16 protein-coding genes are annotated in these 19,769 nt (G+C 47.5%); 7 read left to right on the forward strand and 9 right to left on the reverse strand.

What is annotated here, in order from left to right:
* Positions 1-95 precede the first annotated feature (95 nt).
* On the reverse strand, positions 96-1,148 hold the full coding sequence (locus GO003_RS11750; RefSeq protein ID WP_159659531.1) for a hypothetical protein: 1,053 nt from the start codon (positions 1,146-1,148) through the stop codon (positions 96-98).
* A 320-nt stretch (positions 1,149-1,468) separates the two neighbouring features.
* Here GO003_RS11750 and GO003_RS11755 point away from each other — a divergent pair, with 320 nt between their 5' ends.
* Together GO003_RS11755 and GO003_RS11760 are read left to right on the forward strand one after the other, a co-directional pair.
* The gene (locus GO003_RS11755) at positions 1,469-1,720 is read left to right on the forward strand and encodes a hypothetical protein (RefSeq protein WP_159659530.1); all 252 of its coding nucleotides are present in this window, start codon (positions 1,469-1,471) and stop codon (positions 1,718-1,720) included.
* A gap of 57 nt (positions 1,721-1,777) precedes the next feature.
* Positions 1,778-2,494: a hypothetical protein gene (locus GO003_RS11760; RefSeq protein ID WP_159659529.1), complete on the forward strand. Its 717-nt coding sequence runs from the start codon at positions 1,778-1,780 to the stop codon at positions 2,492-2,494.
* 93 nt (positions 2,495-2,587) lie between these two features.
* Here GO003_RS11760 and GO003_RS11765 read toward each other — a convergent pair.
* A protein-coding gene (locus GO003_RS11765) for an IS3 family transposase (RefSeq protein WP_407942118.1) occupies positions 2,588-4,065 on the reverse strand; the annotation gives its coding sequence in 2 pieces (ribosomal slippage) (positions 2,588-3,654 and positions 3,654-4,065; 1,479 coding nt in all).
* Positions 4,066-4,207: 142 nt separating this feature from the next.
* On the opposite strand from GO003_RS11765, the gene GO003_RS11775 reads away from it, so the two are divergent.
* On the forward strand, positions 4,208-4,789 hold the full coding sequence (locus GO003_RS11775; protein WP_159653325.1) for a hypothetical protein: 582 nt from the start codon (positions 4,208-4,210) through the stop codon (positions 4,787-4,789).
* Between the two features lie 100 nt (positions 4,790-4,889).
* Positions 4,890-5,339, forward strand: a complete 450-nt coding sequence (locus tag GO003_RS11780; RefSeq protein ID WP_159653323.1) for a DUF7832 domain-containing protein — start codon at positions 4,890-4,892, stop codon at positions 5,337-5,339.
* Between the two features lie 431 nt (positions 5,340-5,770).
* Here the strand turns inward: GO003_RS11780 and GO003_RS26400 are convergent, their stop codons facing one another.
* Positions 5,771-6,013, reverse strand: a complete 243-nt coding sequence (locus tag GO003_RS26400; protein ID WP_231088958.1) for an SOS response-associated peptidase family protein — start codon at positions 6,011-6,013, stop codon at positions 5,771-5,773.
* Positions 6,014-6,606: 593 nt separating this feature from the next.
* Here GO003_RS26400 and GO003_RS11790 point away from each other — a divergent pair.
* Positions 6,607-7,002, forward strand: a complete 396-nt coding sequence (locus GO003_RS11790; protein WP_159653322.1) for a group I intron-associated PD-(D/E)XK endonuclease — start codon at positions 6,607-6,609, stop codon at positions 7,000-7,002.
* Between the two features lie 309 nt (positions 7,003-7,311).
* Here GO003_RS11790 and GO003_RS11795 read toward each other — a convergent pair whose 3' ends face one another.
* Positions 7,312-7,572, reverse strand: a complete 261-nt coding sequence (locus GO003_RS11795; protein WP_159653321.1) for a hypothetical protein — start codon at positions 7,570-7,572, stop codon at positions 7,312-7,314.
* 864 nt (positions 7,573-8,436) lie between these two features.
* On the opposite strand from GO003_RS11795, the gene GO003_RS11800 reads away from it, so the two are divergent.
* Positions 8,437-8,850 carry a hypothetical protein gene (locus GO003_RS11800; RefSeq protein ID WP_231088959.1) on the forward strand — a complete coding sequence of 138 codons (414 nt, stop codon included), beginning with the start codon at positions 8,437-8,439 and terminating at the stop codon, positions 8,848-8,850.
* Positions 8,851-9,228: 378 nt separating this feature from the next.
* Positions 9,229-12,072, forward strand: coding sequence for a dynamin family protein (locus GO003_RS11805; RefSeq protein WP_159653317.1), 2,844 nt, complete (start codon positions 9,229-9,231; stop codon positions 12,070-12,072).
* A 472-nt stretch (positions 12,073-12,544) separates the two neighbouring features.
* Here the strand turns inward: GO003_RS11805 and GO003_RS11810 are convergent, their stop codons facing one another.
* From GO003_RS11810 to GO003_RS11830, 5 genes are all read right to left on the reverse strand, one after another.
* Positions 12,545-12,703 carry a hypothetical protein gene (locus tag GO003_RS11810; protein WP_159653315.1) on the reverse strand — a complete coding sequence of 53 codons (159 nt, stop codon included), beginning with the start codon at positions 12,701-12,703 and terminating at the stop codon, positions 12,545-12,547.
* A 372-nt stretch (positions 12,704-13,075) separates the two neighbouring features.
* Complete coding sequence (locus GO003_RS11815) at positions 13,076-16,105, reverse strand: type III restriction-modification system endonuclease (RefSeq protein WP_159653313.1); 3,030 nt, start codon at positions 16,103-16,105, stop codon at positions 13,076-13,078.
* Positions 16,102-16,671, reverse strand: coding sequence for a DUF4276 family protein (locus GO003_RS11820; RefSeq protein WP_159653311.1), 570 nt, complete (start codon positions 16,669-16,671; stop codon positions 16,102-16,104). The genes GO003_RS11815 and GO003_RS11820 overlap by 4 nt, the downstream gene beginning before the upstream one ends.
* On the reverse strand, positions 16,668-17,855 hold the full coding sequence (locus GO003_RS11825; RefSeq protein ID WP_159653309.1) for an AAA family ATPase: 1,188 nt from the start codon (positions 17,853-17,855) through the stop codon (positions 16,668-16,670). The genes GO003_RS11820 and GO003_RS11825 overlap by 4 nt, the downstream gene beginning before the upstream one ends.
* Positions 17,856-17,867: 12 nt before the next feature.
* Entirely contained in the window at positions 17,868-19,619 is a 1,752-nt protein-coding gene (locus tag GO003_RS11830; protein WP_206444593.1) for a site-specific DNA-methyltransferase, read from the reverse strand.
* Between the last annotated feature and the right edge of the window lie 150 nt (positions 19,620-19,769).

Below are 19,769 nucleotides of genomic sequence, written 5' to 3' on the forward strand. Positions count from 1 at the left end.
GCCGAGCCATGCGAGGCGCAACGATCGCAAACGGTGCGCCTGACGGCAGCACCCTATAAGCCTAACGCACCTTATGGTCAAACAGATTGATTTTATCATATTTCTTCGTCAGAACACCTGCCATTCATAACCATACGGAAGACTAGGTGGCTTTTAGCCTCTTCATGAATCCACTTATTACATTCGAAGTCGAAATATTCCTGAACAACACCTTTTCTCCTGAAAATGTTCGGCGGAAGTGGATGTAGCGCATTTGGATTATGGTATACCTGCAATCCATCTGTAATCGTCTCACCAACTTTAGACTGAGTTCCATTCTTTGAGATTAGATCACCAAATGGTTCAGTGTACCAAGCTGACATTATTGTTGTAAGTTGATCTGGAGACTCAGGAGCTAGAGCATTAACTTTTCCCCAAGTGGCGGTGCAGCTAAAAATTATGGCGCTAATCTCTTGCATTCTATCGTCATTGAATACACCAAGCTCTATATCCGAACCATTATCTTTGCGTACAAAGTTTAATTTGACGTGAGGTGGACCGTTTGGATATTTTTCAGGATTCGCAGTAAAAGCCGGTTCATCGACATATTGATCGTAAAGCACTGCCCGAATCCCTCGGTTGTATTGATGATTGAAAAAAGGCTGCTCGAATGGTCCAACCGCTAACACGAACGGGCTCCGCCTAACATGAGGCATGGTTGCGTAATGAGCCTTATATCTACGATACTTGGAATGTATTGAATTTGACAGCCGTATCATTGCTTCTTTGTTCAGCCTATCAATATTGAAATCCGCAAAATCACAGGGGCTGTAAATTTTATCCCACTCGTTTGATTTTTCTGCTGCCGCATTAGCAGTTACGGCTTCGACGGTGAAGTGGCTACTGCCAAAAGTGACAGAAAAATCCGGTGAACGATTTGACCAATCAAGTTTGAAGTCATAGGTTTTGAAAACTGCGAATAAATAAATTTCCCAAAAAACCGTATTGAACGAAATTTGAAACTCTTCAATTAACTTGCCATCCCGATCAGGAAATCCTTTAGCCCAACGCAGGAATTCTTCACGATCATGCTTTCGGAGAGAATGCAGCATTCCTCTAAAATGCGGGTGGCGACGCGCTTCTTCAATAATAGGCTCGAATAAATTCAAGTTAACTCCACTGAATATTTCCCGATTGGTCCATTGGGAGCGAAGCTACAAATTAACCACATATGGGTAAATTTAAACAAACGTCAGAATTTTTTCATAGGATTTTTTGCAATGCCGCATCTGGCGTTGCTTTGAGCCACTTTTTAATTTCCAAAAAAATGCCAGTTTTTGATAGCTAAAATTGGAAAGTGGGAACTTTAGTGTCGTTTGTTTAAACTCACCCAATGTGGCTTTGTAATCTTCCTTTGGAATTCTAAAGGTTTCCTTTGGTTTTTTTGTTGTGCTATACTTTCCTTAAATCTAAGCACCGGAAAAATAACATGGCTAAAACTTTCTTTCCACACGAAGACAAAGTTGTATTTGTTGAAGCTAGTACACCCCACCCTAAGAACACCCAATACAAAATATCTATTGGTACTGAAATTTGGGATGGTGGAAATCATGAAGTCTTTAAAATTCAGATGGTTTACGATGGAAGCGTAGCAGGTCGAAGAAGTCCATCTTACCCACTTGGTACCGACGACTATAAGCGTGTAAACACGAAGCTTCAAGATTTACTTGCCAACCGATAGCATGCTGCTAACCAAGCGTTGCACCGGACGAATCGGTGAACGCGGCGTTAGACCGCAATGACTCGCTGGGAACTTCCCGAAACACACGCACTGGTAGAGACCGCGTTTGGTGCTGCGCAGTTGAAACTCGCCCGCGAGAGCATTCGCTCGCTCGTTGATCGCGAACACTATGCGAGCTATCACTTTCGAGAAGCATCTCGACTGACAAAGGACTTTGAGCGCAGGCATTTGAAAGACGGTTTCCTCCTCGAAATCTACACACAGCAAGGGGAGCGCAAGCGACTGGCCTTTGAACAGTACATAATCAAGGCAAGTGCCCATGCGGTTGCATCCGTACAGAGCATTCACGCACTGCCTGACATATTGGCAAATGCCATCTACTTGGCAAGCGGGCGGAATCTTCTGCCCAACTCCCTTGCTGAGCACGAGATCGCGTTGCCATCTGTGGTGAGTGCACTGACGACGGATACAAACTTCTGCTCACTGGCTCCGCTCTTGACGAAAGCGCAGTCAGGTTCGCATTGGCGGCACCTTGCCGCACTCACTAATCTAAGCAAGCACCGGAGTGTTGTTCGCGCTAGCCTCAATGAAGATCTCACAGGCCTGCGTGCGAATCACCGAGAATTGCATTTCCAAAGCTTCGAGAGGAAGGCCAGATATTTCCCAGCAATTTCCGTCCAGTCGCTACTCGAGCCGGAGTTCCTGAGGCTCGCGACCCTCATTGTTGAAGTGGGGCACGAACTTAATGTTTGCCTGCGCAGAATTGCGGTCTAACATGGCACTCAAGCCGACCTGCTTCGGAATGTGTCAATGACATTGAGACACCAAGTTGTTTTATTTAGTGTCTAACTGTTGTGTATTTATGGGTCAAGTTTCTCCCTTGGTGTTGGTAGGCGGATTGATCCAAACGGTGCGGGGTAACTTGGGCGGCAAGGGACACTGTCCTTTGAATCGCTTTGGATTGGCGAGGAAGGCAATCTCCAGGGTTTTTGCGCGTGCTTGGTATACCGTAGCTGCTTGGTCGAAGTGGACGGTGGTCGGGGTCATGTAACCGATGCCCGAGTGGCAATGGGACTGGTTGTACCACAGGAAGAAGCGTTGGCAATGGCTGCGGGCATCTTCAAGGCATCCGAAGCGAGCGGGGAAATCAGGCCTATATTTCAGGGTTTTGAACTGGGCCTCGGAATAGGGATTGTCATCTGAGACATAAGGCCGGCTATGGGTCTTGGTGACCTCCAGATCGACCAGCAAGGCGGCCACCGGCTTGCTGCGCATGCTGGTACCGCGGTCGGCATGCAGCGTCAGCGTATGCGGCGGGATGTTGTGCTTGGCCACTGTTTCGGCGATCAGCTGCTCGGCCAGTTCGGCGGTTTCCCGCGGAGCGACCATCCAGCCGACCACATAGCGGCTGAAAATATCCAGGATCACATACAGGTGGAAACAGGTCCATTTGGCCGGGCCTTTGAGTTTCGTGATATCCCAGCTCCAGACTTGATTGGGCGCGGTGGCCAGGAGTTCCGGTTTGGTATAGACCGGGTGTATCCGTTGGCGCCTGCGCTCCGCTGACAGGCCATCCGCCTCCAGGGCGCGGTACAAGGTGCGCACCGAGCCGATGTAGCGCCCCTCGTCCAGCAGGGTGGCATAGACAAAATACGGCGAGCAGTCGGCAAAGCGTTCACTGTTAAGCACCGCCAGCAATTGCTGCCGCTCATGGGGCGAGAAAGCCAGCGGGACGGACGGACGGGGTACCCGCTTTACCGGCACGGGCACCAGGAGGCGCCGGCGGGCATCCTCGCGATAGACCGAACTGCGGTTCAAATTCAGGGCCGCGCAAGCCGGCGCCAGACCGACCTCCGGGGCCAACTGGTTAAGGGCTTGCATCAGCAGGACTCGCTCGGCGTCTCGTCCGTCGGCAGACCGAACAAGACGCAAAGTTTTTTTTGGACATCAATAATGGCATTGGCCTGAGCCAGTCTGCGGCGCAGACGCTCATTTTCCTGGGTAAGTTGATGCACACGACGATCCTCGGCCTGAGCCGGGTCGGCCTTGCGCCCACGTTTTTGCGGCGCCAACGCGGCGCGCTCATCGGCAGCACGCTGCCTACGCCAAGTGGACAGATGGGAGGAGTAAATCCCTTCTTTGCGCAATAAAGCACCAATCTCACCCAGCTGGGTACAGCGATCAGCGGCCTCCAGGATGCGGCGCTTGTCGCTGCTGGTAAATTGTCGGCGCTGGGCGGTGGCAACCACCTCTGAGTCGGGCCGCGCGCCGGAGGTCGCGTTGGAAGACGCCCGTAGGGCGTCTTCCAACGCGACCTCCGGCGCAGTTACTTGTGGTGATTCCATGGTCTCTACTTTTGATTTGCTCATGATTCTGGCCTACCTTTATACTCTAATTTCCGAGGGGTAGGTGTCTCAGGTCATATTGGCACAGGGGGCTTCCGCTACGCTACAACGGTCGGCTTAGCTTTACGTTGGGCGTCATAACATGGGCTACTCGTTATCCTTACTTTCAGTTCAAACCTCCGATGCGGTCGAGGCACTCCAGCAGCTTGGTTACGTCCGCACTGGTCAATCGTGTGAATATGCGCGCGAACCTCTATCGAGCTATGCGCTCTCCACAAATTGGTTCCTCATAGTTTCGCGTGGGTGCGACAGCCGCTTCCTGCAACCAAAGATTCTGGGGCCTTTGTCTGAACACTTTCCCGTGGTTGCTTGCTCAATCGAGGAGCATGTGATGTCCAGTTCCGCCGAGTATTGGGCCGGCGGCAATCAGGTATGGCGTGCGGAACATGTCGGTGAAAATGGCCCCATTCACTTAAAGACTTCTGGTATCCTGCCACACGGATTTGAAGCCATGGTTGCGGAGCACAAGGAAGCACAGGAAGCGGATGGTGGCGAAAAGGCTGGCGTTGACCACTACTTCGACATCCCACTAAACGCGGCCAAAGAAGTTATCGGTTTCAAGCACGATGAAAACATTCCTGGCATCGACTACGAAGGCTTCGAAGTTCTCCGCAAGATTTCCTCGTCTGCCGATGCCAAACCTTGGTGGTGCTTCTGGAAATGACGCCCAAACCTGCGATCAACCTCGCTCCCTTCGGTCGTTGGAAGCTGCGCGATAAAGCGCCGCGCAGCGCCGGTTACCTTCAACGTTAGGACTCACAACCATGTCATACGACCAAGGATACTGGCACACTGATAGCTGTTTCGCGAATAACCTAGACGAACAGTATGCGGGCACGCACATAGCGGTCTATATCAAGTGGTGCATTGAAAAGGGCTTCCTATCCAAAGATCTTCTTGTGTCGGATGCAGATGCGCTTGCTTCCATCCGAGATGGACAAATGTCGATGAGTGAGTATTTTGAAAAGTATCTCGACTGGAAGTTTGGTGAATGGAACTTGAATGAAGAAGGCAACGCATTCACAAAGTACTACTACGATCGGTATCTTGAAGAAGTCTCATTCGAAGTACCAAGCGCAGTCCTTGGGCCAGAAAGCAACGTAGATTTTCCAAAACTCTACGCCCTGCTCGATGAACGCCTAAGACAGTTTCAAGATTCTGGCGCTCAAGCCTTCTATAAGTCGAAAGCCAAGTCATGGTGGAAGTTTTGGTGAGTCCTAACCCGGCGTTCGAAAGGGACGCAGCAAAAGCGCGGCGCACCTTAGCTTTACGTTGAATGGCAGCTCATTGGATACATGCCGACATTGATCGCAAGGCTTCGAGTGTCAACTAGGGGTCGCTATCGACCGGTCAAACATTCCCAGAATCCAGCTTCGATTTTAAGCAATACGCTTACTCAATACAGTCAGGGCATTTGAATATAACGTTCGTCATCATACCGTGGATTATTGACCCAGTCGCTGACTAGCGTAGTCGCCATGTCAGTCCACATCATTTAACGCGAAAGCCTGCTCAGGATCAGCCGATTTATCCCATCATTGATGATAATTCTCTGGTGTGAGGATCACCGGCACCCGCTCATGAATCGGTTTCATCAATTCGTTGACCATTGACAGCAGGAATACTGAGCTTCAATTTCATACTGTCAGTGTTCCCAAAGCCCGGCAAAAGCAAACAATTGCTGATCGGTTCGATGGATGTGGAAAGCCTGTTTGCCGCTAAGGCGCTCCCATTCAAAAATTCCGTTTGCGGGTATCAAGCAGCGCCGATATCTAAAAGCACGATGGCATCCCGCATTCATCCCTATGCCCAACACGAACCGCAATAAAAACGCGCTATCAATTACAGACTCGGTCAACTCAATCAGGATAGCCGTATCATCACCCACATTGCTCCTCGTTTGCTAGTGGTTAGTTGCGTAAATAAACGCTATTATTTATAAGGTTAACATTATGTTTTTATTGGATCTTTGCATTGCAAGGATTTATGCAATTAGACACTGGAAGACATTTACCGGCCTTTGATGCAAACCGTTGACTAAATCAATCGCCGCTTTCCCAAATTGATTAAACCTGGAAGCCTAAAACCGAAAAACTGTCTCATCGCTATACTCCTAATGGGCAGGAGTTGATGGCGGTGTATCGGCGATTCGAATAATTGTCCGGCATTCACGCGGCTTTCAATCAGTAATGACACCGGCAAAATATGTTATCAATCAACCGTTGACAAAACGCAAATTGGAAATTATTCTAAACCTTCAACACATCACCTGTCAGCTGTCGCTGCGAGTAGACTTAATACAAAGATATGGAAAACACCTGATTTGTAAGGTTTGGCAACCTTTGCTACTCATTACTACTGCATTGTAGCTACTTGATGTTTACCGGGAGGTTAGGCACATTGGTCACCTCGGACCGTATACATAAGGCCCCGCATTGAACGGATGTCATACGGCATTAACCCTTAAACAAGGTAATGCTTATGCCTGTAAAAAATTCAAAGATTAAACAAGAAACTCTTGCTGCCCACAAACAGCTTTCCTATGAAAATCTCGTCAGCGCTTGGCTTACGGGTGATGGCTGGGAAGTACTAATTCCTGCAATAGATCACGGCAAAAAAACAGATTTGGTGGTTGCCGACGATACCAATTACTATCGCATACAAGTCAAAACTGTTGAGTCGAGTGACAATTCGATCACGGTTGAAAACAAGTGGAAGGGAGCAAAAATCGACTACGTGATTTATTTCTCACGAACTGCGGAATGGGGCTATATCGCTCCCGCATTCACTGAAAATAGAAAACGCTTAAACTCCCCTGATCACATCCGTTTTCACAATCACCCAGCTAATTTTCTGAAAGCGTTTAGGAAAATTTAGTGCACCAATAAACCCGATAAATGCATCCCTCGGTTTTTTGAAGGGCAAGGTGTCAGGTCTTGAATTTTGCAAATACGTGCTTGCATAAACGAGGCTTGATGCAAATTACAAGACCTGACCATATCCATGGTATCCGTAGTAAAGGGATTGGCCGCAAAGTGTCGATTTTGCTTCTTCTGTACTGACGGAGCAAGTTTGGTAAATTAAACACAAACCTATCTAAGAATCGATAACTGGTAGGGCGTTTTCGCGATAGCAAAACGCCAACACACTTTAAAGCCTGGAGGATTGCCTATCGGCGAATCCGTCTTACGGGTTACGCAGCAGAGTTACATGTGGATCTATCTTGACATAGTGCTGCTCATAATCGAGACTAAATTGCAAAGGAAAGGCTTCTCCGGCTATCACGGCAAAGAGCACTCGATTTTGAATTTTGTCGGTGGTTAACATTTGCGCATCAATACCCCCAGCAAATTGACCACACAAACCGACAGCCTCTTGCCATTTATCGGGCTCGAGAACGGCTTCATATAACGCGTTAATAACGTGATCCAATGATTCTTCAGACATAATGTTGTCCCAAAATGCAATTTTATGCATCACCCATATGGGTGATGCGGTTGGCCCGATGTCGATTTTATGATTGAGCTGTCGTTAATCAAAATTAAAAATCGACCTGATTAGCAAGATGTTTCAGTTCTAACGCTTTACCGGTTGTCAATCACCTCATTTCAGTAAGGAATTGCCGAAATCCAGACCCCATGGATAGGGCGCTGGATGCTCGTGTCTGGGCGGGTATGAAGGGCTTATGAACTAAGCTGAAATAACTTGCTAATCAAAATTATTTGACTGTCGGTTGTCTTTTTCATTAGGCGGATTCAACCCAATAAATGCATAAATTTAATCTTATGAGGTCAGATCATGACTATTACATACAAGCAAGTACTCGTTTCTTTGATGGTTAATGTCATGACGTTGTCAGAAAGTTCGCATGCCAACGTATTGATGGCATACAATCTTTTCATCGTACAACTCATTTGAGTTATGTTCCTGTCGCGACTGACAGCTTTATAGTAATGAATATAGCAAAATGAAGTTTGGCTAACGGCCAATACCTGCCACAGAACACTCATTTGCCACTGAATGCAAACTGGCTCATTGCCGACAATGATTTGCTTTGCTTCAAAAAATCCAAATAAAACCTAAGCCACTTATGAAAATCTCGGCTTTCTTGATCTGGAAGATTGCTCTGACCAAGCTGTGCTTCAAACGCCTGGATGACTGAATGATGCACTAACAGTCAACATGACCACCGCTAATTTCACCAATTTGCGCAGTTTGGATGATTTGTGGAAGGGGAAAATCCTTGCAGCTCACAAATTTATTGTTGCAACCCAGGTTTCGTGATAGATATACTGTTGACAGCTTAATAACTTGTTAGCCCTTCTACCTGCCATGATGACAAACAGAATTGACGCTGTAGGCCACGCGATAACCGAATTGGTCAGCCGTCTGATTGACCAAGGTTTCATCTTCGACCGCCCTGATGAAGTCCTCCCATGGGTAGAACTAGGAACCGACGAAGCTATCGAACGAATCGAAAGCGAGATTGGTATAATCTCATTAGCAACAAAGCTTTTTTTTCAGTGGGTTGGGAGCGCCGACCTTAGTGGTTCACATCCCAACTGGGAGGGTTGTGAATACCCAGACCCATTAATTGTTTTTCCGCCATCGAGCGCCATCTTCGAACTGGATGATTTCATCGCTGACCGCGAAGAACCTATCTCTATTGGTTTACCCTACCAAGTTCCAGTTGCGCCGGATTTTTATCACAAGGCAGATGTTTAGTGGCGGTATGTGGTCCATCGTCGCTGTTCCCGCTGTTGCCGACGATCCACCGATTAACGACGAATGGCACAACGTCACGTTCATAGCCTATCTGGAAATTGCTCTTCGCTTTGGCGGATTCCGGATTTGTCGCGCTGTTCCAGCCATACGTGGCCTATCGAAAGGCTGTCCAATGAACCCGCGGGCTAGCCCGGCGATCAACCTCGCTCCCTTTGGCCGCTGGACACTGCGGTATAAAGCTGCGCAGCGCCGGTTAGCTATACGTTGGGCCCCTCAAATCCCATGACATCGCCGTCCCGCCAGCGCCGACTTTCTGTTTTGTCCGCTTTGGGTGCGTTTGACTGCGGAACTTCGTGTTTACTCTAAGGAAAACAGCACATGAAATCGCCAAAACTGCTTCGGACTGAAATTCATGCACTGCGTGGGCGCGTCGAGGAAATTCGAGACCTACTCGTCCGCAAGGTACAGAACACCAACGAACCAGCCTGGGGCATTGGCAAGGACTGTGCGCGTGCGGCCGAGTTGCTCAGTTCGTTGCTCACCAACCAGGTTGTTCCTGAAAACTATCGCGTCGCTGTCGTAGGCCGTTTCAAAGCGGGGAAATCATCATTCGTGAACGAACTGCTTGGCGCACGACTAGCAGGAGAGGATACGAGTCCTGAGACGGCGGCCGTCACCACGTTCCGTCACGGTAACGCTGTAAAGGCGACGATCAGGTTTGTAGGGCGCGAATCATGGGATGCCATTAAGAGTCTCCATAAGGAAGATGCAAAGCATGTCGATGCCCACCGTGTGAAGATGTGGGAGAGTTTTATCGACAAGCCCCGCAAGAACAGCGATGGCAAGATCATCGAGGTATTCGATCTTTCTGGACTTGAAAAGATATACGTGAAGCCGGGCGGGCACAGCATTGAAATCTTGCTCGGTAAGTCTGATGACAAGTCGGCAGAAAATGCGTTCCGCAAAAAGCTGAAGGAATTCACTTCGGGGACTCGACCACTGCACTGCCTCGTCGAAAGAATTGAAATTGCATCGCCTGCGCCGATTCTTGATGAAGGTGTTTTACTCATCGATACACCCGGTCTGGATGACACAGAACGGTTCCGCGTCAGCCTCACTGAAAAGGCTGTCGAGGATGTCGATGCCGTTTTATTTCTCACCAAGTCCGGCGTGGCTTATGGTCAGTCAGAAAAGGACTTTCTGCTTACACTCCTCCGAAAGGGTACGGTCAAACAACTCATTTTTGTAATCACGCAGGTTGATCAAACTTACGAACAGCATCTCAGAAATGCGGACTCCAACGACGAAGACCCAGAATCCATAACGTCCAGAATTCGATACGAAGAACAACGGATTCGCGATGAAATCGAGAAAACGCTTAACGAATTGAGTGGCGAGGATTCCCCAGCGATGCGGCGCTATCGTGAGCAGCTTGGGGTCGTCGGGCTGGCATTTACCTCCGCAGCCAATCATCGTGACGCAAAGGCCGGGAAGCATATCGAGCATCGAATCCACGAGGATGATCCTGGTGGAATCGAACGGATGAAGAAGCAACTGCTTCAACTTCTGTCCACCGAATCACGCTTAGCTCTGGTTGCCCACAACATTGCCGGTGGCACAAAATCCGTACTGGAAGAACTCCTTACGATTGTTGCGAACCGCCGAGCAGCATTGCGCGACATCAAGGATGGGGAGGTGGCTGAACAAAGGCTTGCCATCTTTCGCGTCGAGTTTGAATCTGCTCGGGATCGATTTCAACTTGCAGCCGTTGAGCAAGTCGCCGTCCTCAAGCAGAATCTCGATGCGCGCAGGAAGCAGAACAATCACATTATCGAAACGATAGGACTTCTGGCAGAGCGAGAACTTGACAGCTTCCAGTTGAACGACGTTGGCAAACACTGGCGGACACGGAGGTCGGGTAGTTGGGGGTACATGCACGATCTCCAGTCGCGCGTAGCCAACCGGATATTTCCCAAAGTTCAGCAGATCCTTTCGGAAATGACTGAGCAATTTGCTACCTTCGTTGGTCTCTTCGAGAAGCACTTAGCGACCTTGTCACACACTAGCGAAAACATTGCAAGCAATTTAGACCTTGGAACAAACCTGCCGTTCGACCTGACTAAGACGCTCTTAGGATCGCTGGATAAATCTCTCAAAGCTGCCAACGATCTCATTACGAGCGAAGAACAACAGATAGTCTCATTCCTCGACGATTTTGTTTCGGAAGAGGTTGAAAACAAGATTTCAGCGGCACGAGAAAGTGTTTCCGATATTTTTGGACGGGGTACGACTTATCAGCAATCTCGGGAGGTCCGCGCTTTCTACACGGAGGTCAAGCGCCTTCTTCAAGAAGCGCTTACCGCCCACCTAGTTTTTCGTAGTGGCGCGTTTGGTGACTTTCTCATGGTGGAGGCTGAAGGTGTTCCGCGAAATGCGCTTAGCGAAGTCCAGGCTACCCTTGCTAACGCGGAACAAGATATTCGCGCAGCAGCAACCTCAACGATCGGCGGGCAAAGGGAAGCATTCGATCAGGAAAGCAATTTGCTGTCTGCCGAACTGATTAAGATTATTGATTCCTGTGCTCGACTTCTTGGTGAAGTTGCTGAGCCAGCTGCCATTGCGGTTCAGTCAAACGTCACGTTGCCAAAGAGTTCATCGCCTGTTCAATCTGTCGAAGAGGGGGATGCGGTCAGCGGTGAATGGTTTGACGAAATCCAACACCGTGCCACGGAAACATTTACCCGGTTTCGCTTGAATGATGGCGACAGCAGTTGGCCAATGGATAAGATTTTCGCCCCAGCACTAATTGGCGGGAGCTTGCGCATTGCGTTGATCGACCCATATCTTGGGGCACCTCACCAAATCCGCAATTTGAAAGAGTTTCTGCTGGTGGCTGCCGAGGCCGCCCGACCCAAAGAAATTCTCGTCCTGACAACAGGTACATGGGAGGAAGGGGCCGCAACAAATGTCAGGGTCATGGCGGAAGTCGGCGATGATCTTTTCAGAAACTTCGGTACTACCCTGACAATCAAGGTCGACCCGACCATCCACGATCGTTGTGTCGTGTGTGACCATGGAGTTCTCTTCAAACTCGGTCGCGGGCTGGATATTTACAAGCCGGCCACTGGATTGGCGTCACATCGACCTGCAAGTCGCCGTGTCCGCAGAACGGAAATCGACGTGTTCACCATTCCAGGGTTTGTAAGCAAGAGCAAGCAGTGAGCATGGCTTCGTATGGTCACTCTCATTGCACGGTCTTTGCTGCCTGTGGCCCAACCCGGCAGTCCACACGGACGCTAAGCGATAAAGCCGCGCAGCGCCGGTTATTTCTACGTTAGGGGCAAGGTTTCAGGTCTTGAATTTTGCAAATACGTGCTTGCATAAACTAGGCTTGATGCAAATTACAAGACCTGATCCTATCAATTATTAATTGCCTTTGTATTTCCCATTCTTTTGCTTTATCTTTGTTCATGGCGTTTCTGAATAATGCTATTATTTGATATCAAGAATCTTATTTCAGCAGAGAACGCCACTTCTCTTCAAGTCGGGCTACACCAGATTTAGCTATAGCTCTTAAGCTAGCCTAAACTGGCTCAATATGGGCTATTTTTGAGAAGTAAAAATTAAGCTAGAAGTCTTATTGGATAGCGCATTCAGCAAAAGTCTATGGGAATTTAGTGTCATTTATTTAAACTCACCCAAAATTGTTTCCACTATTTTGGTTTGTATCTGAATATAATTTGCTTAAAACTTTTTCCGCTGAATTTTTATGAGCCCAATTCGGAGCTCCTTCCCCTTGAGCCAGTTTCTCTGTGCAATGCTTAATCATAAGCTTTAATGCAGCTTCCATCATGATGCACTCACTATCATTCAATGTAAGTCTATATACGTAGGTGGTCATAATTTTTCCATTCGTCGTTTTTGATACAATGTATATGCTAATTTAAACACAAGGCCAATGCGGCAATTGAGAATTTAAAGTGTCAAGGAAATATCCTTGAGTATAGAATTGTTCCCATAAAGGGCTCTTCAAAGGACATTCCTCTGCCTGGAATTCTAACGAATCGGCCGCCTTTCTCGACCCATAGAATAGTCCGATTCAAATGCGTTATGTGCCGAATTCAATGGGAAGGACCCGAGGCGGGCGGTAATTGTTGTCCAAAATGTCATGAACATCTTTACACTACAATTATAAAATAACATTACCAATAACCATCGACCCTGCCTACTTCACCAACCCCATCAACTGCCCATAACTATCCACCACTTCATACTTCACTTGCTCCGACGTGATCTTCGAGAAGAACTTTCGGGCGCATTCAATTTTCGATTGTTCTATCGCTCTTAACTCCATCGACGACATAGATCCCTTGGTTTCGGCGATGAAGTAAATATGCTTGACCGTGCCTTCCTTGAAAGAAATAGCCCAATCCGGATTGTATTCACCTACCGGAGTCGGAATAAAAAAGCCTCTCGGTAGTTTTGCATAGACGACCACTTCCTCGCTGATATCTAACGCTTTAGCAAATTCACGTTCGATCTTGGAATCGGTGACGACGTAATCGTAGATATGCCGGTTTAGTTTTTCGCCGGCCTTGGTGATGTCGATCCTTTGCTGATTCTGGGTAAAAATATCGGTGCTGTGGCTTTCGGTAATTTCGTCGTAGGACAGATGTTCGATGATGACGGTGGCTTTTTGTTCGTTGATCAAGCGTGCGGCCTTGGCAATAAAGTCTTCCGGATTGATCGTGAATTGATGAAACGTGTCCTGTTTGATCCCTTGCAGAATGCTGCCGACCGTTTTGCGGGTCAGTTGAGTGGCTTCGGTAAGTTTGCCGATCAAGTCGTACTTCACAGCAGAATGCACCGAATTATTCAGTTTGCCGGTTTCGGTTCTGCCGGTCACGAACGTTTCACCGGCTTTTAACGCATCGTAAGTGACATCTTCTTTTTGTTCGCCGGTCGCTACGGTGTACAGCAAGTGGCTGACTTTCAGCTCAGCGTTCAGGGCAGGGATGCACTTTTTAACCAGCTCCTTGCTATCAAAATCCACAGCATAAGCCGCTTTGCGATTGATCTTTTCCCACAGCGCCTTAAATTCCTTCTTATCGAAGTTGTCGTTCAGTGGATTGAGCTTGGCTTTGCGATCATCCTCAATCGTTGGTAGAGACGCGTTGGTAAACACGCTGTCGATCAGTTCAAATACCTGCGTCGCATAGGGAGTCAGTTCGGCGGGTAGATCTGCCAAATTGCCGGTTTCCTTGGCTTCGTGATAAGCCGGAGCAATTTTGTCTTCGGCATCGGTGTAATCGTTTTTCAGTAGATATTTGTAAATATGCTTCGCCAGTTGCGGCGTCACTTCGACATCGCCATCGGCAGTACGCAGCACCTTGCCGGTAAAATATTTCTCATCGGCCACACGCGGACGGGCCGACAAAGCATTGCTGAGTTCGCTTTGCAGTCCTGAAACAAACTCGGTATAGCTGTCGCTGGTTACGACACTCAGTACATTGATTTGATGCACGGTTGCCGGGTGATCCATACGTTCGCCAATTTGATTGACGCAAAGCCGCATGCCGCGCCCAACTTCCTGCCGACGGGTTGTGGTATTGTCGCTGTGCTTCAAGGTGCAGATCACAAACACATTGGGATTATCCCAGCCTTCACGTAAAGCCGAATGAGAAAAGATAAAACGCACCGGCTCGGACAGTGACAATAGCCGCTCTTTGTTCTTCAGGATCAAATCATAGGCATCGACATCGTCGGTTTCGCTGGATTTTTTCCCGGTTTCCGGATCAATTAAGCGTTTGCTTTTCTTATCGATTGAAAAGTAACCCTGATGGGTTTTGCCGGGAGAAATGCCACGCAAATAATCGTTATAGGGGTTGTCGTCCAAGCTAAGCACTTCATTGAGCTTTAACTGATATTCTTCTTCAAAGATTTGCGCATATTCACCGGTTGATTCGCCCGCTGCATCGTATTGCCGATACTTCGCAACCGAGTCGATAAAAAACAGTGTCAAGGTCTTGATGCCTTGCTGATACAGCACCTGTTCTTTTTCGAAATGGGCTTTGATGGCTTCGCGGATTTGAATGCGGCGCAAGGCGGATTCGTCTAAATCGCCGGTTGCTTCGCCAACCACCAATTCAACGCCATTGGTAAAGCTCAATGTTTGGGTGTTAGCATTAATATCTGAGACCACAAAGCCTTTGTACTGATCCAGATTGCCGGAAAGCTCAAACAAGTTATCGCCTTTGTTGAGCTTGCGCAACACCCGCTTGATACCGCTGGATTGCTTGATTTCCAGTTCAACACTGACCACCGGCGGCTTGGTTTTGGAAATATCGACACCGCCCAAATACAAATAGGCATTGGTGCCTGCCAGATTCTTCAACGAAATGCCGCGTACCTGGATTTTCTTGACCAGTTTTTGGTTATACGCATCCAGCGCATCGAGTCGATGGATTTTGTTGTATTCGGTTTTGTGGGTTGCCGAATAACGCAAAATCATCAACGGATTAAATTCCTTCAACGACTCCAGCGTCTTGGTGCCCTCCATCTTCTGCGGTTCATCCAAAATCAGAATCGGGCGATTGCTCTTAATCACATCAATCGGCTTTCGGGACTGAAAATCGTCCAATTCCACATTGATCCGCCGCGCATCTTTACCGGTAGCATTAAACGCCTGGACATTGATCACCATCACGTTAATACCGGCATCCGACGAAAAGCTTTCCAGGTTATGCAATTGCTTGGAGTTATAGATAAAAAACCGGGCTTTCTTGCCGTAGTTTTCCAGAAAGTGCTCAGCGGTAATTTGCAGGGTTTTATAAACGCCTTCTCTTATCGCAATACTGGGGACCACGATGATGAACTTGCTCCAGCCATAGCGTTTATTAAGCTCGAACAGGGTTTTGATATAGCAATACGTCTTCCCGGTACCAGTCTCCATCTCTATATCCAGATTGATAGTGCAGCCGGTTTTCTTATCGACTACCACCGCATCGGAAATGGGCAGATTTTGCCGGCGCTGCACGGCGCGAATATTCTCCAACAACTGTGTCTGACTGTGCGCAATCGCCTCGTTGCGAAATCCCGCATGCTCCAATAAGCCATCCTGCGATTGACCGTGGGCACTGCGGCCGGGGTCAATTTGATATTTAAAGCCGCTGCTGTAAGTTTGTCCGGCAAAACACTCGACCACGGCATCAACCGCATGAGATTGGTATGCTTGCTTCTTAAATTTGAGTTTCATGCGATCATTCCAAGCAGTTTGTCGATACCTGCTAACAATACATTGAAACTATGGGAATTGTTGGATCCATCAATCTTCAGGTGAGGCCCTATCTCCCTGGAGCCGGAAACCTTTTGATACCTTCTATCTGTCAGTTTAAACAGTTCCTCTGATGCGTTCGAAAGCAAATCAGGCGTACGGAATTTTTTAACGTTCTGTTTTTTGGCAAGGTTTGGCATGTTAAGCCCATCCTCAACAGCCTTGAGGTCACCCAAATAAAAACTTTCCAATTCCGTACAAGCAATTCTCACGACAGTAGAATCTTGCTTTCCGGTAGCCATCACTTTCTCCATGAGACGATTTTTAATCATCACGCAGTCGCCGCTGTCTTTATCGCGCATGACTAAAAAAGCGGAATTGGGCTGGTTCCAACCTTTCAATCGGCGTTCCAACTGCTTTTCCAAATCCTGTTTCCCTTCAAAGACAATATATTTTACGGCAATCTCAGCCGGTAATAGCCTTGGCAAAATCCCCTTCAACATTTCTGCTGCTGAAGGTTCTTCCAGCAAAAAAACCAGATAAGTCATTCAGGATCAACTCCATCAAAAAATCCTTGTTTCCAGAGGTAACCCATTTGATCGCCATCTTTCATGTAGGCGGCAATTTGCTCATCTTGAGAGGCCCTTTTTATCTGAGTGTAACCGTTTTGTTTAACCAACCAAAACACTTCTTCAAGTTGCGTGGCGTTCAAAAAATCAGGCGAATGTGTGGAAACAAACACTTGACCACCTCGCAGTGAATAAGCTCTAAACTCTTCGGCCAATTCCCACAACAACTTTGGATAGAGTTGATTTTCCGGCTCTTCAACGCATAACAATGGATGTGGGATTGGATCGTAAAGCAGCGTTAAATAAGCCAGCATTTTTATCGTACCGTCGGAAACATACCTGGCTAAAAAAGGATCTTCAAAGGCGCCGTCTTGAAACTTCAACAGCACTCGGCCTTCTTCTGTAGTCTTTGTCTCGACACTAGTAATGCCGGGGACACGATGTTTAATTTTTGAAATGATTTCGTTAAAAGCACTTCGGTGAAACTGATATAAATACTGGATGAACAGAGATAAGTTTTCTCCTTCGCGGGATAAATGATCAGCGAAGCCCGCTTCTTGTTCGGGCCTTGCCTTACTGATATGAAAGTCTGAAACATGCCAGTTTTCAATCAGATTTCCGAGCGCCACCACGGCTGGAAAGCGCTCGAATTGTGCAAGGCCTTTAACCGCGAGTATATCGGGAGATTTAAGTGATTGTTCTTCCCGTTTCAATTCATTGACATCACGGACAGACTCCAGCTCATTCGTCACCGCAACACCTTTACCTTCAGAGAAATCCAGGAAGTGCCAGGGTTGTCCACCACTGCCACGCCTATATTTCAATATTTCACGTTCAACTACAGGCTTGCCATGCTGTTCGTTTATTTGAAGAAAATAGGTTATCAGGGGGCTGTCGGGCTTATCTCGAAATTTAATTTCAATTTCAATGGGCTCTTGGCTGTTTCGAGTCCTCACCTCTCTAAAGCCTCGGTTTCCACCTTGTTTGATCAGCGCCGTGGTTACGTTGGTGGTAAGAGCATCTTTTAAAAAACCAAAAACGTTAAAGAGGGTACTTTTACCCGTACCATTGGCACCGACAATCACGCAAAAGCTGGGAATATCCAGCATTTCAACATCCTTGAAGGCTTTAAAGTTTTTTATCCGCAAGGTTTCGATTTTCATGGTTTTTCCTTCTCAGATTGTCTTTATTTCCGTGCTGGGCGACAGCAGCTTGAAGATTTGTTCGATGTTGATTTTGACGCTGTCGCTGGCGAAACCGGCATCACGGAACACCACGCGCATCGGTTGGCGGACCGCGAGTTGCTTGACGAAGTCTTCGGTAATGCCGCCGGTGTCGTCGAAGCAGGCGGCGAGGGCGTTGCCATCAACAAACAGTACCGATAAGCCAGCAATGGTTTCGCGGGTAATCGGCAGGCTTAGATCCACACCCCAATCCAGCAACACTTGAAACAACAAGTCCTCTTCAGTGCGATCCACGCGGACGTTATCGACGAAGTTGAACAAGTCACCCTGTTTCAGCGCATCCGGAGTGTAGTAGATGTCGTTCATGTTGGAACTATCGACTTTCAATACGCGGAAGCCAACGTCTAATTGGTCTATACCGGGTTTATCGGCGTTGTCTTGTTTGATTTTTTGTCCGGCGCGGCGAATGCGTTCTTTGCCGATTTCGGCTATGGTTTTATAACCAGCTCTGTAAGCTTCGGTCTTCTTATCGCAAATTTCTGGTAGTTGAACCATGATGAATTTTCTCTTGCCACCATCTTCAGCGTTGAGCTGCATTACTGTGTGGGCGGTAGTGGCTGAGCCAGAGAAGAAATCGAGAATCAAATCATCGAATTGCGAAGCGTGCTCAAGAACTCTTTTTATGAGAGATATTGGTTTCGGATTATTAAAAATCTTTTTCCCCAATAACTCTTCTAAGTTTTGGGTTCCTTGATCGGTATTCCCGGCATATTCATGCCCCCAAAAATTGATTGGTGTTAAACCTCGCGCCTCAGATAAAAACATCTTAATGGAAGGAACATCCTGTGTCCTATTAATTCCCCAATACAGGAGATTCTCGGAAGCTAATCGCTCAAATTCACTTTTTGATCTTCGCCATGCGTTAGTTGTTGGATTTGTAATATTTTTTGTAAACGGATTTTGAATTGGATAACAGAGGTTTGGCCTTTCTTGAGGAGAAGCTGGATTTAGGAATGACGCACCCTTCCATGGGCCTCGTGGATCATTGTCAGGATTTGTATAACGAGCATCTGCTTCGTCCGATCTTGGCAACAGATTTACAACAAACGATTCTGACTTTGAGTAAACAATAATGTGCTCAACAACAGTCGTAAAATCAACAGTATTATTACTTCTTGTATACCTTTTTTGCCATGCAATATCAGCCTCAAAATTTTCTTCGCCAAAAATCTCATCACAAAGTCTTCTAAGATTTGCAATTTCACCATCATCAATCGAGATAAAGATAACCCCATCATCCTGCAATAAATTCCTAGCCAGTTTCAAGCGCGTATACATCATAGTCAACCAGTCAGAATGAAACCGTCCATTCGATTCATTGTTCGCAACTAAGCGATTCCCCACTTCATCTTTCTGATTAGACCGCTGTAAATAGGCGGCGTTATCCTCGGCAAAATCATCTTCATAAATAAAGTCATTACCCGTGTTATACGGCGGATCGATATAAATCAACTTGACCTTGCCCAAATAAGTCTCTTGCAGCAGTTTCAGTGCATCCAGATTGTCGCCCTCGATATACAGGTTTTGCGTGGTGTCGAAATCGACACTTTCTTCGCGGCAGGGGCGCAAGGTTTTGGCAATGGGTGCATTGGCGGTCAACAGCGCTTCTCGCTTGCCGGGCCAATTCAATTGATAACGTTCTTGCGGACCTTCGACAAGCGAGCTGGACAGTTCCTGTTTCAATAAATCAAAGTCAATCGCCCGTTTGAGTTGGCCTTGAGCATCCAGGCTTTCCGTGACGCAGTTGGGGAATAACTCGGCGAGCTTGACGATGTTGGCATCGGTAAAGTCCGGCGTATGCAGTTTCAATTTGTCCATGTGGGGTGTTTCTCG

The organism is Methylicorpusculum oleiharenae, from assembly GCF_009828925.2.
GTDB classification, from domain to species: domain Bacteria; phylum Pseudomonadota; class Gammaproteobacteria; order Methylococcales; family Methylomonadaceae; genus Methylicorpusculum; species Methylicorpusculum oleiharenae.